This window comes from Emticicia fontis (assembly GCF_054779675.1).
Map to the genome: position 1 here is coordinate 401,328 of NZ_BAAGXU010000037.1, position 21,009 is coordinate 422,336.

The 21,009-nt window shown below is 39.5% G+C and carries 14 protein-coding genes; 7 read left to right on the plus strand and 7 right to left on the minus strand.

From position 1 onward, the window contains the following. Nucleotides 1-29: 29 nt before the first annotated feature. Nucleotides 30-1,757 (minus strand): DUF885 domain-containing protein, encoded by a 1,728-nt coding sequence (locus ACYVFA_RS17510; RefSeq protein ID WP_460473150.1) that lies wholly within the window; start codon nt 1,755-1,757, stop codon nt 30-32. Nucleotides 1,758-1,967: 210 nt separating this feature from the next. On the opposite strand from ACYVFA_RS17510, the gene ACYVFA_RS17515 reads away from it, so the two are divergent. Further along, nucleotides 1,968-3,005 (plus strand): PKD domain-containing protein, encoded by a 1,038-nt coding sequence (locus ACYVFA_RS17515; protein ID WP_460473151.1) that lies wholly within the window; start codon nt 1,968-1,970, stop codon nt 3,003-3,005. 85 nt (nt 3,006-3,090) lie between these two features. Here ACYVFA_RS17515 and ACYVFA_RS17520 read toward each other — a convergent pair whose 3' ends face one another. After that, nucleotides 3,091-3,927, minus strand: coding sequence for an AraC family transcriptional regulator (locus ACYVFA_RS17520; RefSeq protein ID WP_460473152.1), 837 nt, complete (start codon nt 3,925-3,927; stop codon nt 3,091-3,093). A gap of 115 nt (nt 3,928-4,042) precedes the next feature. Here ACYVFA_RS17520 and ACYVFA_RS17525 point away from each other — a divergent pair, with 115 nt between their 5' ends. Both ACYVFA_RS17525 and ACYVFA_RS17530 read left to right on the plus strand, forming a co-directional pair. Beyond that, complete coding sequence (locus ACYVFA_RS17525) at nt 4,043-4,915, plus strand: 3-keto-disaccharide hydrolase (RefSeq protein ID WP_460473153.1); 873 nt, start codon at nt 4,043-4,045, stop codon at nt 4,913-4,915. A 31-nt stretch (nt 4,916-4,946) separates the two neighbouring features. Then, nucleotides 4,947-5,357 (plus strand): Dabb family protein, encoded by a 411-nt coding sequence (locus ACYVFA_RS17530; protein ID WP_460473154.1) that lies wholly within the window; start codon nt 4,947-4,949, stop codon nt 5,355-5,357. Nucleotides 5,358-5,427: 70 nt separating this feature from the next. On the opposite strand, the gene ACYVFA_RS17535 is transcribed toward ACYVFA_RS17530, so the two are convergent. Further along, entirely contained in the window at nt 5,428-6,987 is a 1,560-nt protein-coding gene (locus ACYVFA_RS17535; protein ID WP_460473155.1) for an FMN-binding glutamate synthase family protein, read from the minus strand. A 205-nt stretch (nt 6,988-7,192) separates the two neighbouring features. On the opposite strand from ACYVFA_RS17535, the gene ACYVFA_RS17540 reads away from it, so the two are divergent. Together ACYVFA_RS17540 and ACYVFA_RS17545 are read left to right on the plus strand one after the other, a co-directional pair. Then, complete coding sequence (locus ACYVFA_RS17540; RefSeq protein WP_460473156.1) at nt 7,193-8,221, plus strand: sialidase family protein; 1,029 nt, start codon at nt 7,193-7,195, stop codon at nt 8,219-8,221. 1,352 nt (nt 8,222-9,573) lie between these two features. Beyond that, entirely contained in the window at nt 9,574-9,795 is a 222-nt protein-coding gene (locus ACYVFA_RS17545; protein WP_460473157.1) for a hypothetical protein, read from the plus strand. Nucleotides 9,796-9,869: 74 nt separating this feature from the next. Here the strand turns inward: ACYVFA_RS17545 and porD are convergent, their stop codons facing one another. Further along, nucleotides 9,870-10,775 (minus strand): DUF4835 family protein, encoded by a 906-nt coding sequence (porD, locus tag ACYVFA_RS17550; protein WP_460473158.1) that lies wholly within the window; start codon nt 10,773-10,775, stop codon nt 9,870-9,872. A 161-nt stretch (nt 10,776-10,936) separates the two neighbouring features. Beyond that, complete coding sequence (coaBC, locus tag ACYVFA_RS17555; RefSeq protein ID WP_460473548.1) at nt 10,937-12,133, minus strand: bifunctional phosphopantothenoylcysteine decarboxylase/phosphopantothenate--cysteine ligase CoaBC; 1,197 nt, start codon at nt 12,131-12,133, stop codon at nt 10,937-10,939. 136 nt (nt 12,134-12,269) lie between these two features. Between coaBC and ACYVFA_RS17560 the strand changes: the two genes are divergently transcribed. Next, on the plus strand, nt 12,270-17,225 hold the full coding sequence (locus ACYVFA_RS17560) for a translocation/assembly module TamB domain-containing protein (protein ID WP_460473159.1): 4,956 nt from the start codon (nt 12,270-12,272) through the stop codon (nt 17,223-17,225). Beyond that, nucleotides 17,222-19,591 (plus strand): BamA/TamA family outer membrane protein, encoded by a 2,370-nt coding sequence (tamL, locus tag ACYVFA_RS17565; protein WP_460473160.1) that lies wholly within the window; start codon nt 17,222-17,224, stop codon nt 19,589-19,591. Before ACYVFA_RS17560 ends, tamL begins: the two co-directional genes overlap by 4 nt. A gap of 116 nt (nt 19,592-19,707) precedes the next feature. Here tamL and ACYVFA_RS17570 read toward each other — a convergent pair whose 3' ends face one another. After that, nucleotides 19,708-20,013 (minus strand): DNA-directed RNA polymerase subunit omega, encoded by a 306-nt coding sequence (locus ACYVFA_RS17570; protein WP_116982195.1) that lies wholly within the window; start codon nt 20,011-20,013, stop codon nt 19,708-19,710. An 89-nt stretch (nt 20,014-20,102) separates the two neighbouring features. Then, nucleotides 20,103-21,002, minus strand: a complete 900-nt coding sequence (locus ACYVFA_RS17575) for an outer membrane protein assembly factor BamD (RefSeq protein WP_460473161.1) — start codon at nt 21,000-21,002, stop codon at nt 20,103-20,105. Between the last annotated feature and the right edge of the window lie 7 nt (nt 21,003-21,009).

Here is a 21,009-nt window from a genome sequence, read left to right on the forward strand (position 1 = left end):
AGAACGAGTATATCCGTGCCACGCAAGTACTATGGTTTTTTATTCAACTCCTCTTCAATATACTTATCCACCATCTTCTCCAGAATAGACATCGTTACTGTTCCTTGCGATAGTACCAGATCATGAAAAGCCCTCACATCAAATTTATCCTTTAAAAGCGTTTCTGCCTTTTTGCGTTGATTCTTGATAGTTATTTCTCCGATTTTATAGGCTAGCGCTTGCCCCGGCCATGAAATATAGCGATTGATTTCTGTATTTACTTCGTGTAACGAAAGAGCGGTATTATCAGCAAGAAAACTAACAGCCTGGTCTCTGGTCCAGTCTTTATCATGGATACCTACATCAATCACCAATCGGCAGGCACGCCACATTTCGTAAGTCAGGCGGCCGAACAGGCTATAAGGGTCTTTGTATAAACCTAGTTCATAGCCCAGAAATTCACCATATAAACCCCAGCCTTCGCCATAAGCATTTACATAAAGATTCCTTCTGAACTCAGGCAGATTTTCTAATTCCTGTGTCAGGGCTATTTGTAAATGATGCCCCGGCACCGCTTCATGCAAGGTCAAAGCTTCAAGCGTATAAAGCGTGCGGCTAGGCAGATTGTAGAGATTTACCCAATAATTTCCAGCGCTTTTAGATTTAATATTGGCCCCACTGTATCGTCCTGCGGTATAAGTAGGGGCAAGGTAATCAGGTACGGGTACTACGCCATAAGGTTGGCGGGGTAATTTACCGAATAGGAGTGGAAGCTTGCCATCAATCTTTTTAGCGATAAAAGAAGCTTCTTTTAACAATTGCTCACCAGTAGTCGGATAAAACTTAGGGTCATTGCGCAGATAATTAATGAAGTCTTTAATAGAACCCTTAAACTTCACATCATCCAGCACCTGTTGCATTTCTTTTTTAATACGTTCTACTTCTTTTATCCCGATGTTGTATACTTCATCAGGCGTCATATTGGTAGTGGTGTAATGCTTTACCTTTTCGGCATAGAATTTCTTGCCATTCGGAAAATGTGAAGCTCCCAAAGTAGTTCGGGTTTTAGGATGATATTCTTTCTCAAAGAAAACACTGATTTTCTTATAAGCCGGAATCACACTTTCTTCAATCTGCTTCTTGCCCTCAGCCTGTAATTGTTTCCAGTCTGCCTCTGTAATAGCGGCTGGTTTTTGTTTAAAAGGTTGCCAGAAAGCCGATTTTTCATAGCTATCCACAATCTGACTATTATAAGTAGCCTCATAGCCTTTCAGTGCAACGCTCGGTTGCGAGATACCTAAAGATAACCCCTTTCTCATCAAGGCCAGGTTTTCATCAACAAATAAAGGAATTCCTTTCAATGAGGTAAGATAGCGTTCTATCTCTTTTTTGGTTGAATAATTCCGCGAACCCATACCCGGCAAACCCGTATGAAAACCTGCATCAGCCAGAATCGGATTCAGGTATTCTTTGTATTCGTAAGAGATTAATTCATCATTGAGGCTGTATTTTAGCAACGCCAAATTTATCTGATCGTCAAACGATAAACTATTCACATCAAGCCTATTGAGTTTATCATATTCCTTTTTATGAAACTGATACCTGCGCAGAAAATCTTCTTCACGGTTTCTGCCAAAAGGATAAAGAGAGTCAGCCGCGGATTCTTGTTTATTAAATGCCTTAGTATCTTCTAGTACAGCCTTGATAACAGTATTTGTCTGAGAGAAAGCCAATGAAGCATTCAAGCATACCCATAGCAGGAGTAAACATTTTTTCATGGTTAGTTTGTTAAGGTAGTTTTTAGAATCCGAAGATAAGGAAAAATATATTGCTGATAGAAATCGGGGTGGTTTTTCTGAATTTTTCAACCTGAAATTATCTCCATAAAATAACAAAATGACCGTAAAATCAGTATTGAGAGCTCATACAGGTTTATAGATTTAAAAAGGTTTTACATTTGCTTTCTACTAACAACCGTGTTGTGACCCATGAAAAAAATACTTCACTTTTTTAGTCTGCTTTTTATTGTGGTAGGCTGCCAGCATAAAAAGAATGAAATCCCACCTATTCCCGATGCTTCTTTTACGGTAAGCATAGATACTGATAACATTGCCACTTTTAGATTTACTGTTAACACGAATGATGTTTATACTTTTGATTTTGGTGATGGCGAGCGAGTAAACTTTGTGGAAAATTATACAGCTGACAAGGAGTTAATAGAGTATAATCATATATACAGAAAAAATGGAAATTTTACGGCTTCGCTAACCCTCTATACTAAGGATGGGAAAAACCAGAGCCAAAAAGTTGTGGAAGCAAAGTATGGAAATGTGGCAGATTTCAGCTATGAGGTTTTAGCGAATGGCAGGTTAAAATTGAAGAATTTATCTCAGAATGCCAGACAAGGGCATAAATGGTACATCAAAGACGCTTCTTTTAGTGGCAGTGAATATTTTTATTCTACAGAGCAAGATCCTATTGTAGATATAGATTTGAATGGAAAATATCAGATAATATTGGAGGTGCCGGGGCAATACAACAACAGTATAAAACAAGATACAGTACATATAAAAAATGCCGGACAACAGATGACATTTTCAGGTCTTTATCAAGGAAAAATGTTAGATGTGCCATTGGACGAATCACCGTTTCGTTATACGGGGAGAATCGGAGGAGGAATAATGGAGTCTTTAGGTTTGCATCAACGATTGTGGGATAATACCGGCTCCAGAGAGATTTTGGTATTATTAAAACTTTCTACTTTTCCTAATCAGAATAGTATGTTTACCGAAGAAACGAAGAAAGAGGGAGTCTATGCAACGGTTAAAAAGCTTCTTACGAAAGAAAACGACCCAGATATTATTGAAGTAACCGAAGAAAATCTGAATCTTGATTTTTATAATTTCAATCATCAATTTTTTCAGAAAGCCTTTTGGGTCAGGTATAAAATTAAAAACGAACAATTAAATGGAGAACTGAAAGTCAGAATTTTAATTCAGAGTTTATGGTTTAAGGGAGAATATTAATGTCTATCTAAAACTCGTATAGGTTGATAGAATTCGAATCTTTTGTAAGTCATAATATTCATCTACTCGTATGAGAATATAAAATTCAATCCCTCTTCCGAAAAGCCGTAGGTGTGCTGCCTGTAAATTTCTTAAACTGCTTGCAGAAGTGACTTTCATCCGTGTAACCAAACTCATCGGCAATTTCTGAGATTGTTAACTGGCTGAATAGCAACCGTGCTTCAATAAGTTTCATCTTATGTTTGGTAATATATTGCTTAAGCGATTCTCCTGTATGCTTTTTAAAAAAGATACTGATATAGTCAGGGGCATAATTGAAAACATCGGCCAGATGCTCAATCGTCAGTTCTGCTGGCTGATAGATATGTTGTTTGATGTACATCAGTATGGCTTCTACCGAATCTTTCTGAACCGGACTGGTGTAAGACTGACCAAACAGATTCCGGGCCAGAATAATCATCATACTTCGCATAATACTGTTCCTGACAGTTTCAAAATATTGCGATTGCGGATTCTCACATTCTTCTTCCAACACCCATAGCATATTATGCAGTTTTTTCCGCTCATGCTTATCATGCACTATCGTTCCACGGCTTTGCGAAGAAGTATACAATAAAGTTTTCATTATCTGCTGCCAGTTAGGGTCTTTATCCTCAATCTGATTGGTATAAATCGTCTCATTGAAACGAATAAAGCAAAACTCGGTTTTATCATTAATCTCAAAATGATGGTAATCTTCAGGCCCTAAAAGAAAAACATCTCCCTCTGTATAGCTGAATCTGTTTCCGTTGATATTATGAATGCCATTGCCTTTTAAGATAAATATAATCTCAAAGTAAGTATGCTTATGCACAGAGTGTATCCATTCGGTAGCCTCAAAGTGGTAGATACTAAAGGGCGTATGGAGGATATATCGTCTCATAATAGATTATTACTAAAAAAGCACTAATATATATTGGATTTTTACAATAAGCAAGCAATGCCTTCAAAGTAGTTTTGCATCGTTAACCTGATGTAATATTTAAACAAACACACGTATGAAACAACTGATTCTGCCATTTATGATGGTGTTTTCTATTATTTTGCTTCCTTCAATGAAAAATAATGATGAATGGACACTGCTTCTGGACAAAAATTTAAGCCAATGGGAAAATTACCTGAGCTATGCTCATAAGAATGATTATAATGGAAATATACCGAAAGATGTTTCTGGTAATCCTATTCAGCCTGTGGGTTATAATAATGATAGATCAGGCGTATTTTCAGTTTTGAATGAACCGGACGGCCCTGTATTGCGCGTAAGTGGAGAAATATATGGGTGCCTGTTTACGAAAAAAACGTATGAAAATTACCATTTGAAATTGCAGGTAAAGTGGGGCAAACAGAAATACGAACCCAGAATAAATAAACTACGTGATTCGGGCATACTCTATCATTCCATCGGAGAAGCGGGTGTAGAATACTGGCGGTCGTGGATGCTGTCGCAGGAGTTTCAGGTAATGGAGGGACACATGGGTGATTTCTGGTGCCAGGCCAACTCGGCTATTGATATACGCTCTTTTCCGGCAGAAGGAGTAATGAATAGAATTGCTGACGAGAAACAACCATTCGGAACATTCAAAAGTAAAGGTGATTACTATTGTATGCGCTCAGGAAACTACGAAAGCCCTGCCGGAGAATGGACTACGCTTGAGCTCATTTGCTTCAACGGCAAAAGCCTGCATATTGTCAATGGGCATGTAGTGATGGTTCTTCAAAACAGCCGATACATACAAGCCGATGGAAAAGAAATTCCGATGAAAAGCGGTAAAATACAATTGCAGAGTGAAGCAGCCGAAGTATTCTATCGTGATATTAGAATTAAACCGCTTACAGCCATGCCCAAAGTTTATGAGGGCTTGTTTCTCTAATCAATCAATACAGATTTAAATAATTTAGTCAATGAGAAAGACAACACGTAGAAAATTCCTGGAAACAACTGCATTAGCTGCGGTCGCAACTACTCCGGTTCTTGCTTCAGAAAAAATAAAATCGAAAGAACTCTTCGTTCATCATGTATACTTCTGGTTGAAAAATCCGGGTAATGAAGCTGATAAAGCTAAATTATTGGAAGGGCTAGAAGTATTATCAAAAGTACCGGAAATCAGAATGGTGCATATTGGTACTCCTGCCAGCACTAATCGGAGCGTAATTGAGCGAGGATATGCGGTTTCGTGGTTATTGTTTTTTGATAACCTTGAAGAAGAAGAAATTTATCAGAAGCATCCAGTTCATCTGAAATTTATTGAAGACTACTCACACCTTTGGGAGAAAGTAATTGTATATGATTCGGTAGGAGCGAAGAGGGTTTAGGTTTGTTAATAATAAAAATCTCCTGGATAAATCGATTTATGCAGGAGATTTTTAGAAGTGCTTACTTAAATCAATGAGACCCTTTCCCCCCTAAATGAGGATTATCCAACAATTTCTGAAAACCCTCAAACTTTACCGGAGTTTTCTGGTATAAATAAGTGCTTCTTAGCGATTGCGTGCGGTTATTATCGCCCATGGCCACGTCTACATCGTCCATCATAAACTGGCATGGGTGTTCGTATCCGCAGGCATGGCTTATCTCCAATATCTCTTTCGTAAGCGTCTTCATATAATTATAAAGCCTTTCGCTCTTTAAAGTAGGGTCAAGACCAGATTGCAGCCATTTGTTCTGGGTTGCTACTCCCGTCGGACAAGTATTATTATGGCATACCTGTGCCTGAATACAACCGATAGAAAGCATGGCCTCACGGGCTACATTAATCACATCTACCCCCATCGAAAAAGCCATGACAGCCGTATCTGGTAAGCCCAGTTTTCCGGCGCCTATAAAAGTAAGCTTATCAGTTAAATCTCTCTTCTGGAAAATTCTATAAACCGACGAAAACGCATAGACAAAAGGCAATGCCACGTGGTCGGCAAAACTTGGCGGCGCTGCGCCTGTGCCACCCTCTCCGCCATCGATATTGATAAAGTCAGGGCCTTTTCCGGTTTTTTTCATCAGGTCGGCTAATTCTTCCCACATTTCCAGTTTTCCAACGGCTGATTTGATGCCCACGGGTAATCCGGTAGCAGCGGCCATTTTCTCTATGAAATCAACCATTTCGGGGATATTAGAAAAAGCACTATGGCTGGCCGGAGAAATCACGTCTTTGCCCATAGGCACATGGCGAATATCGGCCAGCTCCTGTGTTAGTTTAGAGGCTGGCAATACGCCTCCTTTGCCCGGCTTGGCTCCTTGTGAGAGTTTCAGCTCAATCATCTTGATGCAAGGGTTATCCTGACAAAGTTTTACCAGTTTTTCCATCACAAAATTGCCGTTGTCGTCTCGCATACCAAAATAGGCCGTACCGATATTTACCACCACATCAGCCCCTTTTTTATGATAGGCCGATACACCACCTTCGCCCGTATTATGATAACAGCCAAATTTATTAGCCCCAACATTCAGAGCCTCAATGGCTGGTGCTGATAGCGAGCCAAAGCTCATGCCAGATACATTGATGACCGACTTAGGCAGATATGGATGCTTGCGCTTATGGTATTCGCCGATAACCTTGGCTGATGGACAAAGATACGGGTTGGCTATATTTGGGTGTCCTGCTGGAAGTTTATAAGGCAATAAAGCAGGTTTTATAAAGTTATAGCCTGCACTATTAATGTCCTGATCGGTACCAAAGCCCTGAAAATTGTTTTCTTTCTTTGAAGAGGCATATACCCACGAGCGTTGACGACGGTTAAATGGAAGTTCTTCGCGGTTATTGGCTACAATATACTGGCGGAATTCGGGGCCGACACTCTCGATGAAATAACGCAGATGCCCGACAACCGGGAAATTATGAACAATGGTATGTTTTTTCTGTAAAATGTCTTTCAGGGCTATTAAAACCAATACCAGAAGAAGGTATGCCCACCAGGGAATATTGCCTAAAAAATCTAACACGGCCTCCATAAATCAAGATTTCTAGTGATGAATTTAAGTGATTGTTTGCTAATAAAACGGGTGAATGTATAAGTTTTTGTCAGATGAATAGTAATATATCGTATTAAATTCGTATTAATCTCTGATATTTGGGAAATAATTGGTTTTTATTTATTGAGCGTGCTGATGCAGCACCGTTCCCCTTTATACTATTCACTCAAAACTATTGTATCCAATGAAACTTCAACACCTATTCATTCTAATTTGTTTATTGTGCTTTAAAAATAGTTTTTCCCAGAGCCCTATCCTGAAAAAGGAGAATATTTTCGATGTTCCTCCTACACCCGAGTGCCATGCGTCTACTATTGTTGAGGTATCGAAAGGCAAAATGCTGGCTGCCTGGTTTGCTGGTACGCGCGAGTCGAACCCTGATGTATGTATCTGGTTGGCGAGATATGAAGATGGCAAATGGTCGCAACCAGAAAAAATTGCTGATGGCATTATTGACGAGAAACTGAGATACCCAACGTGGAACCCGGTATTGTTTAAAACTAATGAGGGCAAACTATTTATTTTCTATAAAGTAGGTAAAAACCCTAGAGAATGGTGGGGAGAAATGAAAACTTCGGCTGATAATGGCCTTACGTGGTCGAAAGCTGAAAAACTGCCTGAAGGTATGTTAGGACCCATCAAGAATAAACCGATACAATTGGCTAATGGCGATATTCTGTATCCAACAAGTACTGAAAGCGTAAAAGGTAATATCTGGCATGTTCACTTAGAGAAATCGGATAAGGATGCCAAAAACTGGACAAAGATTCCGATAGATAACGACACCTTTAGTGTAATTCAACCAAGTATTCTGCAATATGCTGATGGACGTATGCAATTGCTTTGCCGCAGTAAGCAGAATCATGTGGTACAAACCTGGTCTAAAGACGGCGGCAAAACCTGGGGGCCTTTAAGCAGCACCAGTCTTTTGAATCCAAACTCAGGTACTGATGCCGTGACCTTGAAGAATGGCAAACAGGTGATTGTGTATAACCCATTGACGAGAGGCAAACAGTGGTCAAATGGCCGTCAGAAACTGAATGTAGCCGTTTCAACCGATGGTGAAAACTGGAAAGACATCTGTGTGTTGGAAGACGAGCCTAAAGGCGAATTCAGCTATCCAGCCATCATTCAATCGAGTGACGGGTTAGTACATATCACCTATACCAACGACCGTAAAAAAGTGAGATATGTGGTGTTGGATGTGAAGTGATAGAAGTGTTTTTTTTCTTGATAAAAAGCAGATATAAGGACTTATATCTGCTTTTTATTTGCTCCACATTCTACCAAAAAACAAAAAATAATGCCACTTATCTGAAATTTTATACCACTTAACCGAATAATGCCGCCAATTATCTGGAAAATGCTCCCAAACAGGGGGTGTTTTTTGCAGTTCATCGAAAAAGACCATCCTGATCTCTGAAAGGAATATAAATTTGTATCAACAAAACGGAACAAGTCGAAAAAAAACCGTAGAGTTAAGTGTTTAAGCTATTAGAGTACAAAAGTTTTTATTTTGCTATTGAGTGGCCGCCATGCGGTGAAAAAATTACAAAGAGTACCATTGCTATTAATTGAAAAGTGAACGAGGAGGTTGGTAGTGATCATTACGATTAAAAGGAGAAAAGCCCCAAAGAGTAAAATTTAACACTGCTGTTTATCTTGAATTGAGGAATTTTAATTTGACAGTTGCTATTGAAAAAAAACAGTTTCAGAATTGTCAAACTGCTGTTTTTATAAAGAAATGGTTAATTTGAGGTTGAATAGAAAAACAATTGCTATTGAGAGAATTTAACACTAAAACCAAACTGCTGTTATTTAAGTAACAAATGAGTTTAAGAGAAGAATTGAGTAGAGCACGTTGAGGAAAGCACCCAAAGAGTAAAACTTACTAAAAAAGAAAAGTGGAGTTGAAAATCGACTCCACTTTTACTGACAATTGCTATTGAGTGAATATTCTTAATACATATTGATTATATATAAATCGATTTGTAAGTCTTAAACAAAAAAAGGAAATAGGATTTTTCTAATAACATCAGAAAAATATATTACCGACACCGAAGAGATTTGATACGCAAGTTTTATACCTTACGAACCGTCCCCCTAGATTATTTAATCACTTCCAACACCTCCCTACAATGAGCATCTTTACGCATTACTAGGAGAGCAAAAATGCTCATTCACGGGAGGGTTGGAGTGACCATTACGATGTCCCAATTATATCTAAGAAATAATCATACCAAAACCTTGCTTATAAAGTGAATAGTATTTATTTTTGTTTATAGGTACTTCAGGATGAGCCGAAAATTGTTGTATTTTTTGCTGATTTTATGCCGCTTAATAACAAAGACAAACTTTTGCTACCTTTTGATAGTTTTTTGAAAACTGAAAAAAAATCTGTTTTCATCTTATCAAAATATTATAACCAAATTAAAAAATTATCTAACGGTATCAAAAGTAAAATTCGAAAAAAATGGTATGAAATTTGTTAACGTGCTGCGCCATTTTTTTACGTTTGATTTGTACTTTTTTACGTGACATAAACTTCATAAACCCAACATACAGATGAAAACATCTACCAAGAATACTTTGAATACTATTGAGGAAGTTCTAAGTGAAATTAACAATTTAATTGCCCAAAAAGAGAAAGAAGACTACGCGCAGATTTTTATTAAACGCAGTAATCTATCAAGCACCTATCAGTCAAATGAGTATCTGACTATTATGGATACAAGTTCGACACTTTTCAACAAAAGTATCGTATGGCAAGCCGACTTTAGCTTGTAACGGAAAGCATACCAAGCTAGTATTAAACGATCAAAGACTATACCAGAATAGGATAAAACACAGTTTTATTTTTTCTATTTTACTAATTTCCGGTAAAGTTCGGTTTTTGAGGGGTCTATTGAAGATAGCACCTGAAATGCTTTTTGTTTTTCGTCCTTTGTTGCTTCTGAGAAAATATTCACCAGCTCCTGTCCTTTAGCATCTAAAAAACTATTCATTAATACCGAGTTAGTTCTCGACTGCTGTAAAGTTTTAATTGAGTTCATGAACTCAAGTACTTGTCTGCGCCCATTACCCGGGTCGCTGGTAAAATTATCTAAAGCCAGTCGGTGATAAGTATAAAAACCCTCACGGAATGGCAATAACTGCTGATTCTGTAAATTTTCTATTAGCCAATATCGGTTACGCACATCACCATTTTGTTCCCAGCCTGGTACATTCGCACTGAATGCCATATTAGCCACATTGTAGGCGCGTGTAAGATAGGCCGCTCCACCTGTTTTAGAAAAACTATCATAATCAAGTGTCAGCGCAATCAACGAATAAAAACCTAAGATAGAAGTCAGGTTATTACTAAAAGTCTGCTCATTGAAATTCATCTGGCGGTCTTCCGGCGAAAACGAGATATTGAAGTTCCTGTCAACATATTGCAGCATGATAGTCTCATAGGTAGTATTATACACTGGTCTGATTACCTGGAACTGTGCATTCCCCTGAAATACATTCTGCTGTGGCGACTTCGTGAAGGTAATAATCAGATTACACTTAATCCGCTCTTCCTGCGAGTAAATATCGTTTGTCCAGCGCTTATTATTCATAAAATCGCTGATGGCAATCTTCATATCCACAAACACCTGCTTTTCAGCAGCCTGCTGGGCATTAATCTGGTCAGAGATAATGGTTACATTACAATTCAGCTCCTGCGCATTTACTGCCGCCGAGCAACAAACAAACGATAGTATACCTAAGATTTTTTTCATATATGATTTAATCACGGATAGTCCTTGAACCCCACCGTGCGACGGTCGCCCTAACCCTCCCCAACAGTGGAGAGGGAATTTGAAGCCCCTCTCCACATTGTTGGGAGAGGGACGGTCGGCCGCTGCGTTGGGGTATGGGGTTTTAGTTAAAAACCTCTTAATTATATTTTCTCAACAATTATATTCAATATATCCTCTGCCACTTCCTGTTTTGATTTCAGGTCAAAATCATATTGATTCCCAGCTCTGTCCAGAATTTTGATTTTGTTGGTATCATAACGAAAACCAGCCCCTTTATCTTGTAAGGAATTGAGTACGATTAAATCAAAATTTTTGCGTTCCAGTTTTCCTTTGGCATTTTCCAGCTCGTTGTCGGTCTCTAAGGCAAAACCTACAATAAATTGACCTTCTTTTTTCTGTTTGCCCAGGGTAGCCGCAATGTCAATAGTTTTGGTGAGTTCTATATTAAAAACATCTTCTTTCTTCTTGATTTTTTTATCGGCTACATGCATGGGTGTGTAGTCGGCTACGGCGGCAGCCAGAATCACAATGTCACTTTCGGCAAATTGTCTGGCTACGGCCTCATACATTTGCTGAGCCGAGAAAACTTTTTCAACTTTTATGCCAATTGGTGTCGGGATAGAAACAGGCCCACTCACCACATGCACTTCAGCACCTGCCATCCGGAAGGCTTCGGCAATAGCAAAACCCATTTTGCCTGATGAGTGATTACTAATAAACCGCACAGGGTCGATAGGCTCTTGTGTTGGCCCGGCAGTTATCAATACTTTTTTGCCTTGCAAAGCAGGATTTTTCAAGAAATGTCGATGCAATTCGCGCACGATATGCTCAGGCTCAGCTAATCGTCCTTCGCCAACTAATCCACTGGCTAGTTCTCCATGTTCGGCACTGATCAGGTGATTGCCGTAGGAGAGGAGCTTTTCTAAATTACCGAGTGTACTCGGGTGTTTGTACATATCCAGATCCATCGCCGGAGCAAAAAAGACCGGGCATCTGGCTGAGAGATACGCGGCCACTAATAAATTATCTGCAATGCCATTGGCACATTTGGCAAGGGTATGCGCAGATGCTGGCGCAATGAGCATCACATCGGCCCATAAGCCCAATTCTACATGGTTGTTCCATTCGCCTGTTTCGTTTTTGGTGAATGCAGACAAAACCGGATTCTTGGATAGCGTGGCTAAAGTAAGCGGCGTAATAAATTCTTTGGCTGCCTCAGTCATGATTACTTTTACCTCTGCGCCTTCTTTTATCAGCAAACGTATAAGCATGGCAGACTTGTAAGCAGCAATGCTACCGCTCACGCCCAACAGGATTTTTTTATCTTTTAAACTCAAGGCCTTAAACTTTGGTATGATTTTTTTTACTCTAAAAGAATATTGCACAACAAAAATAGAAAACATCAGATTAAGTCTTTGATATTTTCGTTAAAAGTATATAGTTTTAGAAATCGAGACGTCCAAATAGATATTGATGAAACGACTTGCACGCATCTTTTTATGGTTTATTGTGGGAATCTTGGCACTGGTGGGGCTGGTCATTGTCTTTGTGCAATCACCTACCGGACAAGATTATCTGACGAAGCAGGCCGTAACTTATCTCCGAAAAAAATTAGGTACAAACGTAATTGTTGATAAAGTACGCTTTCGTATTCCCGACTGGGTTACTTTGGAAGGCGTATATGTACCAGACCTCAAAAAAGATACTCTGTTGGCAGGTAAGCGCCTGCATGTCGATTTAGATATGCTGGGGCTGTTGAGCAACAAGGTAAAACTCAACCAGATTGAGCTGGAAGGCATACGTGTAAAAGTTAACCGTACATTACCGGATACTACTTTCAATTTCAATTATATATTGGATGCCTTCATGTCAAAGGAAATAGATACGACTTCTTCATCCGACCCTTTTGACATTAGTCTGCAAAAAGTGAAATTGAACAACGTAAAAATTACGTATAATGATGCGATTATAGGTACCGATGCCGATATGTATGTGAAAGACTTAAACACTGAGTTTAAGGAGTTTAACATCGCCAAGTCGCAATATCACTTCGCCAATGTAAATGCCAATGGAGGCTCAGCCAAGCTGAGATTATATAAATCGGTGAAGCCTAGTCCGATTGCTCCACCAACTACTGTTCCGGCCGATGTAGCCGCTGCCGATACGCTCGATTTGAACGTAGGAACAGTTACCTTAGCTAATTTCAACTGGTTATTGGAAAGTGAAGAAGATGGCTTACGAAATGGTCTAAAACTAGGCAAGCTTGAACTGGAAGGAGACAAGATTTATGTGAACGGACAAAAGGTGATTTTCAAAAAAGTAGCCTTAGAAAATACCGAAGCCTTTGTTGAAATGGCTAATAAACCGCAGCCGAAATCGCCTGCCAAGAAACCGGAAGAAGAGAAGAAAAATGCGGATAGTGGCCCGGGCTGGTCGGCTATGATCAGCAACATTGAGGTAAATAAAGTCAGGCTCAGATACGACGATAAGTATGCACCACGCCAGTTGAAAGGGCTGGATTATGGGCATCTGGATGTGAATAACCTGGCGGTAGTCTTAAGAAAATTCGTTTATAGTTCTTCTAGTATCTCTGGTCAATTAGAGAAAAGTACCTTTACTGAACAGAGTGGCTTGAACCTGCAAAGCCTGACTACCAACTTCACTTATGGCAATAAAGAACTTGGGTTGAGGAATTTATTCCTCAAAACTCCCCAAACTGTGATTCGTGACGAAGTGGTAATGCAATATGATACCATTGCCGACCTGAGTAATAATCTGGGAAATGTGCGGGTAAAAATGAACATCAAACAAAGCCAGGTGGCCATGAAAGATGTATTGCTATTAGTGCCTGATTTAGCCAAGAATCCGACTTTTAAAGAAAACCAGAATGATATTATCAAAGCCGATGGAATCATTACCGGAAGGGTGAATAACCTGGCTATTCCGAAACTCTCTATTACCGGATTTGGTGCAACCAGAGTGATAGCTAAAGGCAATATCACAGGCTTGCCAGATGCCAATAAGATGGGCTTCAATGTAGATATTGATGAGGTTTCAACCACCAAACAGGATATTGTCAAACTGGCAGGTGCCGAAAACATACCGGAGTCAATTGAGCTTCCTGAAAAGATAACCGTAAGGGGAAAACTAAGAGGCAAAGCCAATGATTTGAATGTAGATGCCTCGCTCAACTCTGATTTAGGCGCAGCTATATTTACAGGGAATCTCAAAAACTTTGTCACGGGTAAAAATCAGGCTTACGAGGGCAAACTGACTTTAGATGATTTTGATGCAGGCAAACTGATAAAGCAACCCGAAAACGTAGGTAAACTGACTTTAGAAGTCAATGCCAAAGGCACAGGCATTGACCCTAAAACCATGAACGCTACCATTGACGGCACCGCTAAAAAAGCAGTATTGAAAGGCTATGAATACAACAATCTGATTTTGAAAGGAGATATTCATAACCAGATTGCCAATATCAATGCCAATCTGGATGACCCGAATGCTGACTTTAAGCTAGTGGCACATGCTGATTTATCACAAGCTTATCCGACAGTGCAGGGGAATGTATCTATCAATAATGTGGATTTGAAAAAGCTGAATCTCTATGCCGAAGATTTGAAGATAAAAGGAGATATTAAGGTAGATATGTCATCGACTGACCCTAAAAATCCGGTTGGAAAAGTGTCAATCAATCAGGCAGTGATTGAAATGGGAGGCAAGGTGATTCCGATAGATACCACTAATCTTTCGATACAGAATCTGGCAGATGGGCATCATATCGTATTGACCTCTCCGGTTGCCAATGCTCAGGTAGAAGGCAATTTTGACTATACACGCATACTGGATATGGTTCTGACGGAAGTCAATAAATACTTCAAGATTCCTGATATGCCGTTCACACCAGTCACCGAGACATTCGATATACATATTGATGCCAAAGTGAACCAGCACCCGATTATCCAGAGCTTCGTGCCTGAACTAACCAAACTGGGAACCGTAACGCTGAAAGCAGAGATAGATAATAAAAAAGATACGACTTTACAGGCTACCGTAATTCTGCCTTTAGTTGAATACGATTCTTCTGTGGTTAGAAATGCCAATCTGAAACTCTATGCCTTAGGCAATAAGGCTACTTATAATGGGAGTATCAGCGAAATCAATACGTCTGGATTTAGCATTAAACGTACCACGCTCAATGGCGAAATCGCTAATAATGCATTAACTGCCAATATAGCTCTGAAAGATTCGGTGAATAAAGACCGCTTTGCGTTTAATACCCGCGTGCAATCGATAGAAGATAAATACCGCATCAACCTGAGCAATAACGGGACACTCATTGATTATAAAGAGTGGCGTTCTGACTCAACAGGTTATATCGAATACGGTAAACAAGGGCTTTTGGTAAAACAGTTTTTATTAGAGCAGAACGGACAAAAATTATTAGTGAACAGTACGACCGACGAGCCGAATTCGCCAATTACAGTACAAATAGACAGTCTGGATATTAAGCCTTTCGTGACCATTGCTACTATGGACTCAACATTGGCGGGTGGTAAGCTGAATGGTAATTTCAAGCTCGCTAATTATATGGGTGATTCGCCAGCCTTTACGGGTGATCTGGTGATTAATAATTTTACGCTGACACAGATACCAGTCGGGAATGTAACAGTGAATGCCAATAATGAAACCGCCGATAGAATTGCTGCCAAAGCTTCAATCACCAGCAATAAGAATGATATTCAGCTTACAGGGAATTACATTCTGAAACCAAAAGGTACGCTTGATTTTAATGTAGACATCAAGAAACTGGGTGCCGAAACCGTACAGGCTTTCAGCTTCGGACAGTTGAAAAACGCCAAAGGTAATCTGAGTGGCGCATTAACACTGAAAGGTGAACCCACCAAACCATTGATAAATGGCTCACTTAAATTTGATGATGTATCATTGAGCCTCACACAATTGGGGTCTAAATATATTTTTAACAATCAGACACTTACATTTGATAATAGCGATATCAAGTTCAATAATTTTGTCATTGCCGATACTTTAGGGCAAAAACTGACCGTTACCGGAAATCTGAATATTCAGAATATCCCGAATTTTAGCTATAAACTGGATGTGAATGCCCGCAACTTTATGGTATTGAATGGCAGCCGGAAAGACAACGATTTCTTCTATGGAACAGGCTTTATCGATGCCGATCTGAATGTAACCGGAGTAGGAGCCAAGCCCTCTATAGACGGAAATGTGAAACTGAAAGAGAAAAGTGATATTACGGTGATTCTGCCAGATGATTCAGTAGGTGAAACGGAAACTGACGGCATAGTTGAGTTTATCAACATGAACAATCCTGTGGCAGCTGATTCATCGGCCAAAGATAGCACAGCAATCGTAACCAATTATAGCGATGTAGCTTCTGAAATGACCTTGAATATTGAGGTTGACGACAAATCTCAGCTAAGCATTGTGATTGATGAGGTAAATGGTGATGCACTGAAAATCAAAGGGAATGCCCAGTTGAACACGGGTATTACGCCAAGTGGAGAGTTCTATATTTTTGGTTTATATGAATTAACCTCAGGACAATATGATTTGACTTTTGAGGTCTTGAAAAGACAGTTTATAATAGAGAAAGGTAGTAATCTTTTATGGACAGGCGATCCTATGAAGGCGCAGATAGATATAACGGCAGCCTATCCTATTAGTGTTGATTTAACCTCTTTGAGTGATGCCGCCAGATTATACGGTAAAGTGCCTGTAAAAGTATTATTGAAAATGCAAGGCAATCTGTCAAGCCCTGATATTAGCTTTGAGATTGCTTTGGACGAAACCCTGGCCTCGAGCGATGTGAAGAATTTTGTTGAAACCAATTCACTATTCGCCAATTTCAAAAATGATCAGGTAGCCATGAATAAAGAGGTGTTCTCTTTATTGATATTAAACCGTTTTTCTGGTCAGCAGTCTTCTGATTTCTTCTCGGGTGCCAATGCCGAGGCTATTGCCCGCCAGAGTGTAAGTAAGCTGTTAACTGACCAGTTGAATGTATTAGCTGGAGATTTGATTAAAGGTGTGAAACTGAACTTTAATGTGAACTCCGATTTCCGACCATCACAATCTGGTACAGGAACCAGAACTGACCTGAATGTAGGCTTAAGCAAGGCATTTCTGAACGACCGTTTAACGGTATCGGTAGGTCGTAATTTCCAGCTCGAAAACACGACGGGTATACAAAAAAACTCAACCGAAATTTTTGATAACATTGCCTTAAACTATAACCTGACCAAAGACGGACGCTATATGTTCAGAGCGTATCGTAAGAACGAATTCTTTATTCTTGACGGTTACGTACAGGAAACGGGGGTGAGTTTTGCACTCACTTTAAATTACGAAACATTTAAGGAATTATTTAACAAGAAAAAATGAGAACAGCCAGATACGTTTTATTATTGAGTATGGTAGGCTTATGGAGCTGTTCGGTGACAAAGCATATACCGGCAGGAGAAAGCCTGTATACAGGAGCGGAGATAAAAATAAAGACAGATTCCTCAGTAAAAATCAGTAAAATTGAAGCAAAAGCTTTAGAAGGGCAGATTGATGATATTATCCGCCCAAAGCCTAACAGCACTATTTTTGGCTGGCCTTATAAAGTCTCTTTTTACTATTTATTTGGCGAACCTAAGAAAGAAAAAGGATTCAAGAATTTTTTCAGAAAACGATTCGGAGAAGCCCCTGTTCTGGCTAATAAAAGAGCCGTTACAACCAGCTCGGCTATTATCGCCAATACATTGCAGAACGAAGGTTATTTCCGTTCAACAGCTACTGGAGAGTTGGTAGTGAAAGGCAAAAAAGCCAAAGGAGTTTATACGGCTTACATTAAACCGCGCTATACCATCAACGAGACGCAGTTTGTGATAAAAGACAGTAGCCTGTTTCAGAAGAGCTTTAAACTTTCGCAAAGAAGAACCCTATTGCGCGAAAATGACCCCTATCGTTTTGAAGTAATCAAGCTCGAACGCGAACGCATCGACCAGTTTCTGAAACGCCGGGGCTTTTATTTTTTCCGGCCTGATTATCTGATTATTCGGGCAGATACTAATCTGGCAACTTATAAGGTAAACCTCTACGTAGATTTAAAGCCTAATGTAAATCAGACGGCCATCAAGCAATACAGTATTCATGAAATATATGTGAATACCGATGCTACCGATACCACCACCACAAACTATTTGCAGGAGGAGTTTCTGAAAATCTCAGACCTTAACCGCTCTTATAGGCCGAGTGTCTTTAATGATGCCATCGGTTTCCGTACAGGCATGATATACAGTAGTACCGTGCACGATGCTTCCTTGTCGAGAATCATCAACTTACGCAATTTTAAATTTGTCAGGAATCGTTTTGAAATGGTGCCGCGTTCAGACTCCGCGCTGATTGATGTGCATTATGATATGACCCCGATGAAAAAGAAAGCACTCCGTTCGGATATTACAGGTTCGTCTAAATCTAATGGCTTGGTTGGTGTTCAGTTCGGACTCAACTGGTCGAATAGAAATATGTTCAGAGGCGCAGAAATGCTGAACATCGGTTTCAATATCGGAACAGACGTGCAGATAAGCGGCAGAAAGCAAACCAATCTGAATAACTATTATAGATATAGCGGAACGATCGATTTAAGTTTCCCCAGGTTTGTGTTTCCGTTTTATAGGATAAATCCTGCCAAAAATCAGGCACTTCCGAAAACCAATCTGAGTATTGCTTATTCAAGATTACTCCAGAGAGGCGTAGCGTATAACGATGACAGTACGACTTATTCTTATACCCAATATAAACTGACTTCTTTAACGGGGTCATGGGGGTATGAATGGCGGTCGAATCCTAAGGTATTGCATACCTTGACACCACTCTCTATTACACTCATAAAACCAAAGGACATCAGTGAGGAGTTTGTTAAGCAGATAGAAACAAGCTCTAATGTGCAGGATTTACTCAGATATTTAAGAATATTAGAAACCCGTCTGATTTTAGGAGGACAATATAACTTTACTTATACTCCTCAGCAAAGAAATAATAACCGACATTTCTTCTATTTTTCGGGTGGGGTAGATGTGGCCGGAAACCTGGCTGGGCTTTTCTCTAAATTGAAAAAAACAACAGAGACTTCTAAACAATTCTTTGGGGTTTACTACGAGCAATATGTACGTTTTGATGCCGAAGTAAGATACTATTTCGATATTACCAAAAGTATTCGTTTGGCTAATAGATTAGTGCTTGGATACGGTATTCCTTATGGAAACTCTATCACATTGCCACAAATCAAGCAATATTTTGTTGGAGGTAGCAATAGTATGCGGGCATTCAGAGCGAGAGCACTCGGCCCTGGCGGGTATAATGCCGATTCAACAGCGGTAGCAATTTTTGGGTATAGCTCTTATGGTGATATGAAGCTGGAAGGCAATACCGAGCTGAGAATTAAAGCAACCAATATTTTTAATCTGGCACTATTTGTAGATGCAGGGAATGTCTGGATAACCAAATATGACCCTAATACCTCTTTCTACTCAAAAGAGGCACAATTTGGCAAAGACTTCTATAAACAGATAGCAATGGGTGGAGGTGTCGGATTGCGTCTGGATTTCAATTATATCAAACTGCGTTTCGATTTAGCTACGCCATTCAGAAAACCGTGGTTGCCCGAAGGTGAGCGATGGGTATTTAAAGACATCTCTCTATCCAAAAAAGCCTGGCGGCAAGAAAACCTGATTCTAAGCATTGCAGTAGATTATCCGTTTTAAGTTTACCTGCTTAGTAAAGAAAATTCTATTTGTCGAAAACGATTTGAAAAATCTTTATACCAAAAAAGCGTTGCACTCATCAGAGTACAACGCTTTTATATATGGCTTCAAGAAGACTATTCTTCGTCTTTCCAACGGTATTCTACTTTCTCTTCAGTAAACTCGTCGAGTGCAATAGAAGTTGGTTTTGGTTGACGCTCATAGAAACGTGAGATTTCGATTTGCTCACGGTTTTCAAAAATTTCTTCTAAATTGTCGATATTCGAAGCAAATTCTGCCAGTTTTTGCGTTAATTCTTCTTTGGTCTTAACAGCCACCTGTTTCGCACGTTGCGAAACAATAAATACAGACTCATAAACATTGCCTGTTTTAGCGGCAAGTTTATCTACGTCTCTTGTTACTATTGAAGGATTTACTGCCATGATATAAAAACCCCGGCCTCTGGAGGGGCATTGTGTTTATGTGTAATGATAGCAGATAAGCAAGTCTTATTAGAGGCTTCAGACTATACTTACCCTTTGGTTGCAGTCTCAGCTTTTTGAGCTTCGGCTGCCTGTTTTGCTTTTAATTCTTTTTGTTCCTGCTCTACTTTTGCCAGATGTTCAAGGCCTTTGTTGGCACCATCATAGGCTCTTTGAGCTTGTTTGATATACTTACTCTTAGGATAAGTATCTATAAATTCTTCGTAGAATTTCAATACATCCAGGAAGCGCTCTCTCTGTTTGTTTTCAAAACTTACCATCGCATAATCGTATTGCGATTGTACTTTCAGATAAGCTAATTCTTCGTTGTATTGCGAATCCGGAAAATCTTTCTGGAAATTATCAATGGTTACTACTGCCGCCTTAAAGTTGGCAATGGTTACGCCACTGGTTTTGAAATATAATTTAGCCTTTTCGTAGGCTTTTTCCTCAAGTCTATGTCTTAAATCAACCAGATGCTCAGTACAACTTGCTGCATACTTGCTATCCGGAAAACTATTGATAAAAGTCTGCAAGGCATCAATAGCTGTCAGCGTATTGGTCTGGTCGAGGTTATAGTTCGGAGAATCTTTATATGTTGAGTAAGCATACATATAAAAAGCTTCTTCGGCCATCGGGCTATTGGCATAAGTAGCATAAAAGCTCTTAAACAGATAAGAACTCATGCTATATTGCTTTTGCTGAAACTGGGCATAAGCATTATAAAACTGCGCATGTTCCGCCAATGAATCTCCCTTCAATAGTGGTACAATCTCTTCAAAAAGCAGACCAGCTTTGTAATAGTCTCCCTTTTTGTAGTATTCGTTAGCCGCTTTGTATTTTTCTTCAGTTGTACCTTTTTTCTGCAATCGGGAAAATTTCGCCGAGCAAGCCGAAGCCAATACAATTACTACAAATAAAAGGGCGGTATATGGTCTTTTCAAAAACATGGGTGCA